The 12,402-nt window shown below is 74.4% G+C and carries 9 protein-coding genes and 1 pseudogene; 5 read left to right on the top strand and 5 right to left on the bottom strand.

Annotated elements, in window-relative coordinates; all coding sequences use genetic code 11:
• Positions 1 to 19: 19 nt before the first annotated feature.
• Complete coding sequence (locus WMF31_RS19785) at positions 20 to 1,810, bottom strand: serine/threonine-protein kinase (RefSeq protein WP_436603449.1); 1,791 nt, start codon at positions 1,808 to 1,810, stop codon at positions 20 to 22.
• A gap of 140 nt (positions 1,811 to 1,950) precedes the next feature.
• Positions 1,951 to 3,222 (bottom strand): SPFH domain-containing protein, encoded by a 1,272-nt coding sequence (locus tag WMF31_RS19780; RefSeq protein ID WP_436603448.1) that lies wholly within the window; start codon positions 3,220 to 3,222, stop codon positions 1,951 to 1,953.
• 304 nt (positions 3,223 to 3,526) lie between these two features.
• Between WMF31_RS19780 and WMF31_RS19775 the strand changes: the two genes are divergently transcribed.
• Together WMF31_RS19775 and nikR are read left to right on the top strand one after the other, a co-directional pair.
• The gene (locus WMF31_RS19775) at positions 3,527 to 4,645 is read left to right on the top strand and encodes a hypothetical protein (RefSeq protein ID WP_129347980.1); all 1,119 of its coding nucleotides are present in this window, start codon (positions 3,527 to 3,529) and stop codon (positions 4,643 to 4,645) included.
• Positions 4,646 to 4,758: 113 nt separating this feature from the next.
• A complete protein-coding gene (nikR, locus tag WMF31_RS19770; protein WP_436603447.1) occupies positions 4,759 to 5,184 on the top strand; it encodes a nickel-responsive transcriptional regulator NikR in 426 nt (141 codons plus the stop codon).
• Here the strand turns inward: nikR and WMF31_RS19765 are convergent.
• Positions 5,181 to 6,008 (bottom strand): SPOR domain-containing protein, encoded by an 828-nt coding sequence (locus tag WMF31_RS19765; protein WP_436603446.1) that lies wholly within the window; start codon positions 6,006 to 6,008, stop codon positions 5,181 to 5,183. The two genes, nikR and WMF31_RS19765, sit on opposite strands and share 4 nt — an antisense overlap.
• 349 nt (positions 6,009 to 6,357) lie before the next feature.
• On the opposite strand from WMF31_RS19765, the gene WMF31_RS19760 reads away from it, so the two are divergent.
• Positions 6,358 to 7,749 carry a hypothetical protein gene (locus WMF31_RS19760; RefSeq protein ID WP_436603445.1) on the top strand — a complete coding sequence of 464 codons (1,392 nt, stop codon included), beginning with the start codon at positions 6,358 to 6,360 and terminating at the stop codon, positions 7,747 to 7,749.
• Between the two features lie 102 nt (positions 7,750 to 7,851).
• A complete protein-coding gene (locus WMF31_RS19755) occupies positions 7,852 to 8,454 on the top strand; it encodes a TetR/AcrR family transcriptional regulator (protein ID WP_436603444.1) in 603 nt (200 codons plus the stop codon).
• A gap of 9 nt (positions 8,455 to 8,463) precedes the next feature.
• Here the strand turns inward: WMF31_RS19755 and WMF31_RS19750 are convergent, their stop codons facing one another.
• On the bottom strand, positions 8,464 to 9,201 hold the full coding sequence (locus WMF31_RS19750) for an iron-containing redox enzyme family protein (protein WP_436603443.1): 738 nt from the start codon (positions 9,199 to 9,201) through the stop codon (positions 8,464 to 8,466).
• A gap of 263 nt (positions 9,202 to 9,464) precedes the next feature.
• Between WMF31_RS19750 and WMF31_RS19745 the strand changes: the two are divergent.
• A pseudogene (locus WMF31_RS19745) lies at positions 9,465 to 10,799 on the top strand (DNRLRE domain-containing protein); the annotation flags it as partial.
• 271 nt (positions 10,800 to 11,070) lie between these two features.
• On the opposite strand, the gene WMF31_RS19740 reads toward WMF31_RS19745, so the two are convergent.
• Positions 11,071 to 12,213, bottom strand: coding sequence for a helix-turn-helix transcriptional regulator (locus WMF31_RS19740; protein ID WP_436603442.1), 1,143 nt, complete (start codon positions 12,211 to 12,213; stop codon positions 11,071 to 11,073).
• Positions 12,214 to 12,402 lie beyond the last annotated feature (189 nt).

The following is a 12,402-nucleotide window of genomic DNA, read 5'->3' as shown; positions in this document are numbered from 1 at the left end:
TCGCGCGCCGGCCGCGCGATCAGCGCTCCCAGGGATCGATGATGTCGCCGTCCGCGTGCCGCCTCACCGCCGGCGCGACCGTCGCCGCCGGCCGTGCCGTCGGGGCAGGCGGCTTCGCGGCGCTCGCGGCGGGCGGCGCCTGCGACGCCTGCGGCCGCGGCGGCTCCTGGGCGGGCGGCGCGGCCGCCTGTTGCGCCGGCGGGGCCGGCGGCGGGGCGGCGGCGGGCGGCGGCTCGACGGGCGGCGGCTCGGCGGGGGGCGGGGGCTTCGCCTCGAGGGCGACGGGGAGGGCGTCCGGCGGCTGCGCCTCGTGCGCCGCGGCGCGCAGGGCGCGGACGCCGAGGGCGATGGCGATGGGCACGACGACCGCGGCGAGCGCGATCGCGACGCGCGCCCCCATCGACAGCCGCTCCGCCAGCCCTCCTGGCGCCTGGACCGGGCCGAGCCTGTCGTCGCGCTCGCGCAGCTCGGGCGGCTCGCGGCGAGGGGGGTCCTCCTGGGCCAGGGTGCCCGCGCGGCACGGCGCCTCCATGGCGAGCTCGATCGCGGCGGAGAGGTCGGCCATGGAGGCGAAGCGCTCCTCGGGGCGCTTCGCGAGGCAGCGCATGACGATCGGGCCGAACGCCCCGAGCGCGGAGGGGTCGGGCACCACCTGCTCGAGCGGCTCGGGCGCCGTGTACATGTGCTTGGTCAGCACGCCCATGTACGTGTCCGCCTCGAAGGGGACGCGCCCCGCGAAGCACTCGTACATGAGGACGCCGAGCGCGTAGACGTCGGCGCGGGCGTCGATGCGCTTCCCCTCGGCCTGCTCCGGGCTCATGTAATGCGGCGTCCCGAACACCATGCCGATGCGGGTGAGCCGCTTGCCGCCGGTGACCTTGGCGACGCCGAAGTCGAGCAGCTTGACGAACTCCTGGTCGCCGTTGCGGACGAGGTACACGTTGTCGGGCTTGAGGTCGCGGTGGATGACGCCCGCGGCGTGCGCGGACCCGAGCGCCGCGGCGCACTGGAGCATGATCTCCCCGACCCGCTCGGCCGGCAGCGTCTTCTCGGTGCGGAGCAGCGCGGCGAGGGAGGTCCCGGAGAGGAACTCCATGACGAAGAAGGGCAGCTCCGGCTGCCCCGGTTCGACCTCGATCGCGCCGAAGTCGCTCACGGCGACGATGTTGGGGTGGCCGATGGCCGCGGCCGCCTTGGCCTCCTGGATGAAGCGGGCGACGAGCTCGGCGTCCTGCGCGATGTCGCGCCGGAGGACCTTCAGGGCGAAGAGGCGGCCGAGCGACTTGTGTCGCACCTCGTAGACCGTCCCCATGCCCCCCTCGCCCACGACCGCCTGCACCTCGTAGCGGCCGTCGATCGTGCGCCCGACCAGCGGATCCGCCGCCGGGTTCCAGTCGGGCGCGTCGGCGAGCGGATCGCCGTCGAACGGGCAGAACCGGGAGTCCCCGGAGAAGGTGAGCTTGCAGGTCGGGCACCGCCGCGCGCGCGGGACCTGCTTCACCTTCCCCCGGCGCGCCGGGAGCGCGCGGTCACGGGTCGCGAACGCGTCGCTGCGCGCCGTCGGGGGCGCGGCGTCGTGGGCCGGCGGCGCGACGCTGTGGGCCGGGGGCGCGGCGCTGTGGGCCGGCGGCGCGGCGCTGTGGGCCGGCGGCGCGGCGCTGTGGGCCGGGGGACGCGGAGGGTCATCGGCGCGCGGCGACGAGGGGGTGAGCACCCCCTCTCCATGCGACCGTGCGATCTCTTCCCGATGGAACAGCTCGGCCGCCTCGGACTCGCCGGCGTTCATCTCGGGCTGATCATCCCCGGCCATGCGGACCGTTGCTGGCACCCCTGTGAGTCTAGCCGAAAGCGCGCGCCTTGTTCTGGATCAGATAGCAACAGGTGGGGGGGCGCGGTGAGCTGGCCACCTGACCGGGCACCGGGGGCGGCGGACAGGAGGCCGGGCAGCGCTCAGATCTCCTCGAGGATCTTCGCCTTGCGGGCCTGGAACTCCTCGTCGGTGATGAGGCCCTTGTTCTTGAGGTCCGCGAGGCGCTCCAGGCGCTGCTCGATCGTCGGCCCTGCGGCGGGCGCAGCCTGCGGCGCGCCCGGATAGCCACCTTGCGGCGCGCCCGGGTAGCCCCCCTGCGGCGCGCCCGGATAGCCACCTTGCGGCGCGCCCGGGTAGCCCCCCTGCGGCGCGCCCGGATAGCCCCCCTGCGGCGCGCCCGGATGCTGCAGGTGCGGCGGCACGAACTGGGGCTGGCCCTGCCCCGCGAGCGCGGGATTCATCCCCTGCGCCAGGCCCGCGCCGATCGCCACCTGGGCGCCCAGCGCCGCGACGCCGCCCCCGTCGCCGCCCTTCGCCATGCCCTCGCCGGCCCCCATCATCGCCTGGCCGGCCGCGTAGTTCTGCCAGTTGCCCGCCAGCTGCTGCACGTACCGCGCGTCCTGCTGGAAGCGCTGGTCCAGATCGAACTGCTTCGCGCGGGCTGCGTCCTGGGCGATCCCGATGCCCCGGCGCGCCTCGCCCCGCGCCTTGTTCGCCTCGCGGAGGAGCCGCTGGTCCTCGGCCGAGAAGTTGATGTTGAAGTTGCCGATCTCGAGGATCTTGCAGCCGATCTCCTCGAGGTTCGGCGCGGACTGCACGATGCGGGCGCCGAGCTCCATGCTCATGCCGCCGAGGTTGAGCAGGCTCTTCTGCTGCTGCGCGCAGACCTGGCCGATCACGGTCTTCACGCTCATGAAGAACTTGCCCTTGATCCAGCCGAGGATCACGTCGTTGTCGCCGCTGCCGCCGCACTGGCCGTGGTAGCCGACGACGAACCGGACCGGGTCGATCACGACCAGCGAGAACTCACCGAAGATGCGCGGCGTCACGAACTCGTAGAGGACGGGGTCCTCCATCGACTCCAGCGGCCCGCCGAAGGGCACGCCGCGGACCGGCTGCGTCTTCACGAAGAAGATCTCGGCGATGAAGACGTCGCCGCCCGTGAGCCGGTTGACGAGGTTGTTCAGGAACGGGATGTTCTGCGTTTGCAGCGTGTGCCGCCCGGTCGGCAGGTACCCCACGTAGCGGCCGTCCTTGAAGAAGAGGGCGCACTCGTCGCTGTCGACGGTGAGCTGCGACCAGAAGGGGATGTTCTGATCCGGATGCTTGTAGACGATGAGATGCTTCGCGGTGTCCGGGCGCGCGATCATCATCTCGCGGACGCCGCTCTTCACGAAATCGAAAATCCCCATGTCGCGCTCCTCTGCGTGTGCTGGATGTGCCGCAAGCGCCAGTGCCCTGCCCCCGCGGCCTCGGGCTCGTTCCGACAGCGGGCGCGCTCGGTCCTGCGTGTCGGTTCTCCGTTGACGATCGCCGCGCCTTTCGGGCACACAGCGGCCTCAGGATAATCCGCAGATCGCGGGGCAGCAATGCCCGCCGGGAGGACCGCATGCCCGTGGCTTCGCTCGCGTCACCTCCGCTCGTAGGCGCCGCCGCCTCCGCCGCTCCGCGCGCGGCGCGCGCGCTCGATCGCGGGGGCGCGCGGAGGGGCGCCTCATGATCGCCCCGATCGACGTCGGCGCCCTGTCGGCGCCCGCCCAGAAGATGGCGCAGCCGACCGCGCCGCAGAAGCTCCGGGACATGGCGGCGCGCGGCATCGCGCCCGGGCTCAAGCCGGGCGAGGTGGTGACGCTGCTCGTGCTGCTCGCGTCGCGCGAGGGCGAGCCCGCCCGGGAGACCGCCGAGAAGACGCTCGCCGCGCTCCCCGAGCCGCTCCTCCAGGGCGCGCTCGGGGGCGATCTGCCGCCGCTGGTCATCGACCGGCTGGCCCGCCTCTACGCCGACCGGCTCCCCGTCGCCGAGAGGCTCTGCGCGTCGCCGAACATCGCCGAGGAGACGCTCGAGGAGCTCGCGCGGATCGGCGGCGAGGCGCTGACCGAGCTCATCGCGGTGAACGAGGAGCGGCTGCTCAGGAGCCCGCGCGTCATCGAGAAGCTCTACCTGAACAAGAACACGCGGATGTCGACGGCCGACCGCCTCGTCGACCTGGCCGCCCGCAACGGGGTCGAGCTCACGGGCATCCCGGCGTGGCGCGAGGCCAGCCTCGCGATCAAGGACGAGCTCATCGCGGAGCCGTCGCCGGAGCCCACCCCCGACGACATGCTGTTCAGCGAGACGCAGGCGCTCGCCGAGTCGCTCGCGGCCGACCAGGCCGTGGACACCCACGTCGAGGACGAGGAGGGCAAGGAGGAGCTCAAGGAGCAGTACGTGCCGCTCTACAAGCGGCTCGCCGACATGACCATCTCGCAGCGGATCCGGCGGGCGATGCTCGGCTCGCGCGAGGAGCGCATGCTCCTCGTGCGCGACACGAACCGCCTCGTGGCGAGCGCCGCCGTGCGCAGCCCGCAGATGCAGGAGGAGGAGGTCGTCCTCATCAGCCGCAACCGGAACATGTCCGACGAGGTGCTGCGGATCATCGCGACGACGCCGGAGTGGCTGAAGAGCTACACGGTGAAGCGCAACCTCGTCGAGAACCCGAGGACGCCGGTGCTGCTGGCGACGCGGCTGATCCAGCACCTGCGCGAGTCGGATCTCCGGAGCGTCGCGAAGAGCAAGAACGTGACCTCGCCGGTGAAGGACGCCGCGCGGCGTCACCTCGAGCGGCGCAAGACCTGAGCGGCCAGCCGGGCCGCGCCGCTGCCCGCGCGGGCCACGTCCCTCCCCCGACCTCGTCCCCGGCGCGAGCCCCTTCCCGCCTGGACCTTCGCCCCGCTAGCCTGCGCCCCACGATGAGCGACCTGGTCCGCTTCGGCGTCGCGATGGAACGAGCGCTCCTGTCCGAGTTCGATCGGCGCATCACCGCGCAGGGCTACGAGAACCGATCGGAGGCGCTGCGGGATCTCGTCCGCGCGGATCTGACGCGCGCCGCCTGGGACGAGGGAGCGCTGGTGGCGGCGACGCTGACCGTCGTCTACGCGCCCGAGGTGCGGGAGCTCGTGGCGCGGATCTCCGAGCTGGAGGAGCAGCACGCGGGGTCGGTGGTCTCCAGCCTGCTGGTCCGCCTCGACGAGGGGCGGCTGCTCCAGGTCATGGTGCTGAAGGGCCGCGGCGCGGCGCTCTCCGAGCTCGCGGGGCAGCTCGCCGGGGCCAAGGGGGTGCTGTCGTGCGCGCTCACCCCCGCGGCGGCGCTCTCGAGCGCTCTCCCTGCTCGCTAGGCGTCGTCGCCGGGGGTCTCGGCCACCTTCACCGTCGTCTTCGGCGGGTCCACGATGAACGTCACGAGGCGCTCCTTGGCCTCGAACTCCTGCCGGTAGATGACCGCCGAGCGCTTGTACTTGAACGGGCCGATCCGCACGCGGTGCCAGAGGCCGCGGCCCTTGACGTACGCCGGCTCGACGTACGCCTTGTGCCCGCGGCGCCGCAGCGCCGCCGCGAAGCCCTCCGCGTCGCCCGGGTCCTTGAACGAGCTCACCTGGAGCTGGTAGCCGCCCGGCCCGCCCCGATCGGTCTCGGGGCCCTCCTCGCGCGCCACGTGGCGGGCCATCGCCGTCAGCGTGTCGTTCGGGGGGACCTCGCCGACCGCGGGATCGAGCACGTGCTGCGCCGGCAGCGGGACCACGGGGAGCCGGTCCGCGGCGGGCGGCGGGCCGGGCTCCGCGTCGGGCGGCGGGCCGGGCTCCGCCGCCTTCGCGGCCTTCCGATCGCGCACCGCCTCGAGCGCGGTCGTCGGGTTCTCCGCGTCGGACAGCAGCGCGGGGAACGTCACTTCATGCCCGATCGTGGCCCGCCGCGGGGCCGGCTTCACGCCGGCCGGGTGCGCGCGCGCGACCAGATCGCCGAGCGGATCGGCGCTGACCGGCTTCTCGCGGGCAGGAGCGCGCAGGAGCGCCACGGCCGCGAAGACGATGCACGCCCCGCCGAGCGAGGCCAGCACCAGCGCGCCCGCACGCGATGGACGAGCCCCGGGATCCTCTTCCTGGATCTCCTCGAGGTTCCGCACCGCCCCGGTGTCCATGCTCTCGCCTCTGCTGCGCCTCATGCTTCCTCCTTGGCCCGTCTATCCTGCCCGGCCGGGATACGACAACTTTCTCGTCATACCTTATCCTACATCAACTTACGTGACCTGGGCGCTCGACGGAGCGCGCCGCGCCCGGCGGCGCGCGCGGCTCGGCTCGGCTCGGGCCCGCAGCATCGCATGCGGGGCGCGCGTGGGAAAAATCCCTGGCGGCGCGAGGCTTTCGGGGGCGACGGGATCATCCCGCCCGCGATCTCGGCGCCCGCCATGGAACGGCGCGCGGGCGTCGACGAACGGCGATCTCGTCGGCGGTCGTTCCGCGTCGCGCCTCTGCTGAGCCGCCGCCCCCTCGAGGCGCTAAGACTCCGCCGCCATGAAGATCCAGCCTCCGCGGCGCGTCCTCCCTGCGCTCGTCCTGCTGCTCGTGGGCTGCGCCTCCGAGCCGCGGACGGTCACCGTCGAGGTCGTGCCCGGGCACGAGGCGGCCGCGTTCCAGGAGGACCCGCCCGTCGCCCGGATCGAGGTCACCGCCACGGCCGTCGAGGGGGACGTCGCCGTGTCCGCCTCGGCGGCGCCGGGCGGGACGCTCGACTTCGGCGAGGTCCCGGCGGAGCGGGCCTACACGTTCGAGGTGCGCGGCGCGGACGCGAGCGGGGCGACCGTGGTGCGAGGGCGCTCCGCGTCGGGCATCTACCTCGCGGCGTTGACGGGCGACGCGCTGCCCCTGTTCGCCCAGCGGCTCGGGCGATGGGCGCGGCCCCCGGGTGAGCTCGCCGCGTCGCGCGCCGGGGCGCCCGGCGGGACGCTCGCGGAGCGGTACCTGTTCCTGACGGGCGGCGCCGCGGCCGGCGAGGTCGACCCGGCGCGGCTCGACGCGTACGACCTCGCGGCGTGGGGCGGGAGCGCGTCCGGCCGAGCGCTCCCGCGGGCGGCGCGATCGCTCGTCGTCCGGGGGAACGCGGTGCTCGTCCTCGACGACGAGGGCGCCACCTGGGCGGACGTGGCGAGCGGGCAGACCGCGGACGCGCCGCTGCCCGCCGGGCTCGGCTCGTTCGCGGAGGTGGCCGGCGGCCGGACGATCGAGGCGACCGACGGGCGCTCGTTCGTGGTCGGCGCGACGCGCCCGGGCGAGGCCCCGGGCGCGCCCGGCGAGCCCACGGACGCGGTGCTCGTCGTGGCCCCGGACCGGAGCTTCTCGGTGGCGAGGCTCCGCGATGCGCGGGCCGGCGCCGCGGCGGTGTGGGTCGACGGGCTCGGCCTCGTCGTCGCCGGCGGGAGCGCGACCGGCGCGGGCCTGGAGGTGCTCGGCGACGGCGCGACCGCGTTCCTGCCGCGGCCGTTCCCGCCGGACGCCTCCCAGGGAGCCGGGGCCGCGGTGATCGGGCCCGGGGAGATCGCGCTCGTCGGCGGGGCGCTGGACGGCGCGGCGGCGCCGACCCGGCGGCTCGCGCCGGGGTGCGCCGAGCAGCGCTGCGCCGCGGCCGAGATCGAGGGCGCCGCGCTGCCCGCGGCGATCGCGGGCGTCGCCGCGTTCGCGCTGCCCGGCGGACGCGTCCTCGCCGTGGGCTCCGAGGCCGGCGCGGATGGGCTGACGAGGAGCTTCCTGGTCGACGTCGCGGCGGCGCAGGTCGAGGAGCTGCCGCTGCGGGAGCCGCGGCGCGGCGCGACCGCCGTGCCCGCGCCGAACGGGACGCTCGCGCTGCTCGGCGGGGTCCACCCGGACGGGACGCCGGCGCTCACGATCGAGACGTTCTTCCCGGAGTGAGCGCCCACGCTCGCACGCAACCGCCGGCCCCCCGCCGTGCGGGTGCGGAGGGAGCGCGCGACGCCCTTGCCCAGGCATTCGTAAGTTCCATGTTGGTCATCGATGGCTCGTCCCCGCGGCACCAGCGATGAGGAGATCCTCGAGGAGGCCCGGGCCTGCTTCCTCGAGCACGGGGCCGGCGTGTCGACGACCGTGATCGCGGCGCGGCTCGGCGTCTCGCACGCGGTCCTGTTCCAGCGCTTCGGCACCAAGGAGCAGCTCATGCGCGCCGCGCTGCTGCCCCCGTCGGAGCCGCCCTTCCTGGCGCGGGTGCGCGCGGGTCCGGACGACCGCGGCGCGCGGGTCCAGCTCCTCGAGCTCGCGGAGGAGATCTCCGCGTATCTCGAGCGCATCGTGCCGCGCATCGCGGTGCTCCGCTCGGCCGGGATGCACCTCTGTGCCGCGGCCGAGCGGCGGGAGGACCTCCCGCCGGTGCGCGCGCGCCGCGAGATCGCGGCGTGGTTCGCGCGCGCCGTCGCGCGCGGCCTGCTGCGCCCGGTCGCCCCGGAGCACGCGGCCGATCTCTTCCTCGGCTCGCTGCAGTTCCGCCCGTTCCACCAGCACATCTCGGGCAACGGCTTCGGCCAGGCCGAGGGCCGCGCGTACCTCGAGTTCGTCGTCGACGTGCTCTGCCGGATGCTCGATCCCGCAGAGGACCCGCGGTGACGCGAGCGGCTACCCGCGGCGCGGGAGCCCCATCGCGCGCGCCACCGCGTCCCGGTATTGCATCCACGCCGCGTGCGCCTCGGCCACCGCCGACGCGACCGCGTCCGCCATCGGGCCCTCGTCGGGGACGTGCCCCAGCACCATCGCCCACGCGTCCCGCCGATGCCCGCCCTCCACGGCCCGGTGCGCCCGCGCCAGGCGCATCCGCTCGGGCGGACATCCGTAGTGCCGCACCATCGGGTGCGCCCGGAGCGCCTCCTCGATGGGCGACATCTCCCGCCGTCCCAGGAGCTCCGCGCGCTCGTGCACGCTGCCCTCCACGAAGATCGTCAGCACCGCGGCGCCGACCACCCACGGCGGCGCCGCGCTCGCGCGGTCGAGCAGCGCGCGGTACGCGTGGGCCTCGGGCTCGAGCGGGATCGCCTCGTCCTCGATGGCCGCGCGCGGGATGCCCAGGCCGTCGATCATCTCCAGGAAGAGCTCCGGATGCGAGACGCCCAGCGAGAGCGCTCCGGTCTGCTCCTCGTAAAGGTTCTCCGCGAGGGCGCGGCGCACCGCGGCCGGCGGTGACTGGCCGAGCACGCGCGCGAGCAGCACCGGGAAGTCGCGCACGTAGACCCGGTACTCGTGCCGGAAGTGGACGGCGAGCTGGTCGCGCGTGAGGCCAGGGCCCGTGAGGTGCTTCCAGGCCCAGTGGTCCTTGCGGTCCATGATCGCGAGCAGGCGCTCCTGAAGACGGCTCGTCATGCGGTGGCTCCTCGGCAGGTGGAGCCTTCGTTGTAGCGCGGCGCGACGCGGCGGGGGCGCGCGGAGCGCGCGCGTTCGCGCTTGACGCGATCTCGCGGGTCACGAGATCATGAGCGGATCTTTGTCTTGCGCTCTCGCAGCGCTTCACGCCCCCACCTCGCCGCGTGTCCAGCGCTCGTGCCCCTGGGTCCTCCTGACCACGACCTCGCGACCGGCGAGGCTCGGCGCGGCGCACCACGACGGCTGCCAAGGAGAATGTCCGGATGAGAAACACGGTGAAGGTCTTCAGGACCCTATGCGCAGGCGCCACGGCCACGCTCGTGACGAGCTGCGGGCTCGATCCCGGCGGCGCGCCCGCGGGCCGCGCGGACGGCACAGGGCGCGCCGCGCAGGCGCTCGCGACCGATGGACAGGTGTGCGTCACGGTCCAGCGCGGCGCCGGCGCGGCCGGCGCTGCCGACGCCGTGATCTGGGAGGACGCGCCGAGCTGGAACGACAGCGCGAGCCCGACCCTCAGCACCGGGACGAGCGAGGCCGGCGGGCTCCGACGGAGCTTGATCCGGTTCGATCTCCCCGACCTCCCCTCGGGCGCCTCGGTCGTGTCGGCGAGCCTGTCGCTCTCCCAGACGTACAAGACGGTCGACAGCACGGTCCGCGTCCACCGGGTCACGAGCGCGTGGGACGAGCCGACGGTGAGCTGGGCGAGCTTCGGCGACGCCTTCGACCCCGCGATCGCCGCCTCGTTCACCTCCGGCGGGGGCGCCGGCGTCCGCTCCGTGGACGTCACGCAGCTCGCGCGGGCGTGGGTGAGCGGCGAGGCCGCGAACCACGGCGTCCTCCTCGAGGAGGATCCGGTCCTGAGGACCGACTACCACAGCAGCGAGAACGCGCAGATCGAGCGCCAGCCGAAGCTCGCGCTCTGCTACGTCACCTGCGACGACGGGATCCAGAACGGCGACGAGGACGGCGTCGATTGCGGCGGCGCGTGCGCTCCCTGCGGCGGCCAGCCCCCGGAGTGCGTCCCCACGGCCAGCGTGTCGCAGGTCAGGCCGTTCACCCTGTTCGTGGCGTTCGATCGATCCACCTCGATGCGACAGGCGTCGTTCGGCGTGAACGTGAGCATGCACCGGTGGATCCCGGCGACCGGCGCGCTCAAGGACTTCTTCTCCGATCCCGAGTCGGCGGGGCTCGGCGTCGCGTTCAGGTTCTGGCCGCACGACAACCCGGGCTCCTGCATCAACAACGTCTGCCCGCCCCCCGGCGGCGGCGGCTGCGCGCTGCCGCTCGTCCCGTTCGACGGCACCACGGCCCGGAGGTTGACCGCGGCCCCCGCCCCGTTCGATCAGCAGGAGCTCGCGCTCGTCAGCGCGATCGACAGCTTCCCCATCCCCCTCGGCGACACCCCGATGTACCCCGCGCTCGACGGCGCCACGACCTGGGCGATCAACTACAAGAACGCCCATCCCGCCGAGGAGGTCGCGGTCGTCTTCATCACCGACGGCAACCCGTCGCACTGCAACACCAGCCCCGACGCCATCGCGGGCCTGGCGCAGAACGCGTTCCAGAGCCACGGCGTCCGCGTGCACGCGGTGGGCTTCGGCGACTCGAGCGCCGCGCTCATCGACGCCATCGCGGAGCGAGGCGGCGGACAGGCGCACAACCTCACCGCCGGCCCGACGCTGCGGGCGGGGCTCCGCGACGCGCTCACGTCGATCCGCGCCGAGGCGTCCCCCTGCGAGGTCCCGGTCCCTGCCGCCGGGGTCGAGGATCCCGCCCTGGTGTCCGTCGTCCACGAGAGCAGCGCGGGCGCCGCGACCACGCTCACGCACCGGTCCGGGCCCGGCGCCTGCGGCGGCGGCGGCTGGTACTTCACCGACGCGACGAGCACACGCGTGAAGCTCTGCCCCGAGACGTGCGCCGACGTCCGCGAGAGCGCGGGCGGGGAGGTCCGGGCGATCGCGACGTGCCCGGCGGACAGCCCGCGCCCGTGACCACGGCGTGGGCCCGGCCTCGCTCCCGCGGGGCCGCCCGCGCCGCGCCGCGCGCCCCGTAGATCGCGCGTAGATCCGCCGCGATCGCCTCGAGCCGCGCCCGCAGCGCCGCCGGCTCCACCACCTCGACCCCCCTGCCCAGCCCGACGATCTGCGAGGCCGCGATCGACTCCCGCTCGAAGTCGACCGTCACGGTCCTCGCGCCGCGCCGCCCCCGCCCGACCTGCCCCCACCGCGCGTGCTCGCCGCGGGGCCGGACGTTCTTCAACGCCTCTTCCCCCTCCTCGGTCACGCGCAACGTCACGACATAGCTCGCCCTGCGCTCCGCGAACCGCTGACACCACGCCTTCCAGAAGATCGGCAGATCGAACCCCTCCGGGCGCGCAAACCCCTCTTCCAGGAGCCGCGCCCCCGAGACGCGCGCGCCACGGAACACGGTCGGCCCCCGCTCCGCCCCGGCCACGAGGTACCAGCGGTCGGCCTTGATCACGAGCCCGTACGGCGCCACCACCCGCTCGCTCTCGGCCCCGTCGAAGTCCCGGTACGCGAGCCAGACCTTGCGATCCTGAAAGACGGCCTCCCGGAGGAGATCGAGGTGGGGCACCACCTCCCTCCCCTGGAACCACCCCGACGCGTCCACGTGGAGCCGCTGCCGCGCGTGCTCGGCCGCCGACCGCTGCACGCCCGGCAGCCCGGCGGCCAGCTTGATCAGGCCGCTCTGGAGCGCCGCCGACAGGCCGATGTCGGCGAGCGCGCCCGGCGCCGTCACCGCGGCGAGCGCCTGCACCTCGGCCTGGGTCAGCCCGGTCAGGTTCGTCTGCCAGCCTTCCATCAGCACGATCCCGCCGCCCGGGCCGCGGTGCGCGTAGACGGGCACGCCCGCGGCCGACAGCGCGTCGAGGTCCCGGTAGATCGTCCGCGCCGAGACCTGCAGGCGACCCGCGAGATCCTCGGCCGTGAGCTTCCGGTTCTTCGCCTGCTGGAGGAGCAACAGCAGGCTGAGCAGCCGATCCGCGCGCATGACCGTCCGTGGCCTCCTGCCAGGTGATGGCCTCGTTCCCCGGCGACCGAGCCTACGCGGAATTCATGACAGCGGGTGTCAGGAATGCTCCCGTAGCGTCCCCCCGAACCGACCGGAGGCCGACCGGGGCCGCGCGGCGCCGCGCCGATGCCAGCGCCCGCACGTGCCCCGCGGCGCTCCGGTCCCGAG

This window comes from Sorangium sp. So ce1036 (assembly GCF_051369805.1).
Classification (GTDB): Bacteria; Myxococcota_A; Polyangia; order Polyangiales; family Polyangiaceae; genus Sorangium; species Sorangium cellulosum_F.
Note: the sequence above shows the minus strand (reverse complement) of the source record. Positions and strands in the feature narration are given on the sequence as shown.

Excerpts from the sequence above, each read along its gene's own strand:
- WMF31_RS19785 (WP_436603449.1), bottom strand. The coding sequence starts at position 1,810 with ATGGCCGGGGATGATCAGCCCGAGATGAACGCCGGCGAGTCCGAGGCG.
- WMF31_RS19780 (WP_436603448.1), bottom strand. The coding sequence starts at position 3,222 with ATGGGGATTTTCGATTTCGTGAAGAGCGGCGTCCGCGAGATGATGATC.
- WMF31_RS19775 (WP_129347980.1), top strand. The coding sequence starts at position 3,527 with ATGATCGCCCCGATCGACGTCGGCGCCCTGTCGGCGCCCGCCCAGAAG.
- nikR (WP_436603447.1), top strand. The coding sequence starts at position 4,759 with ATGAGCGACCTGGTCCGCTTCGGCGTCGCGATGGAACGAGCGCTCCTG.
- WMF31_RS19765 (WP_436603446.1), bottom strand. The coding sequence starts at position 6,008 with ATGAGGCGCAGCAGAGGCGAGAGCATGGACACCGGGGCGGTGCGGAAC.
- WMF31_RS19760 (WP_436603445.1), top strand. The coding sequence starts at position 6,358 with ATGAAGATCCAGCCTCCGCGGCGCGTCCTCCCTGCGCTCGTCCTGCTG.
- WMF31_RS19755 (WP_436603444.1), top strand. The coding sequence starts at position 7,852 with ATGGCTCGTCCCCGCGGCACCAGCGATGAGGAGATCCTCGAGGAGGCC.
- WMF31_RS19750 (WP_436603443.1), bottom strand. The coding sequence starts at position 9,201 with ATGACGAGCCGTCTTCAGGAGCGCCTGCTCGCGATCATGGACCGCAAG.
- WMF31_RS19740 (WP_436603442.1), bottom strand. The coding sequence starts at position 12,213 with ATGCGCGCGGATCGGCTGCTCAGCCTGCTGTTGCTCCTCCAGCAGGCG.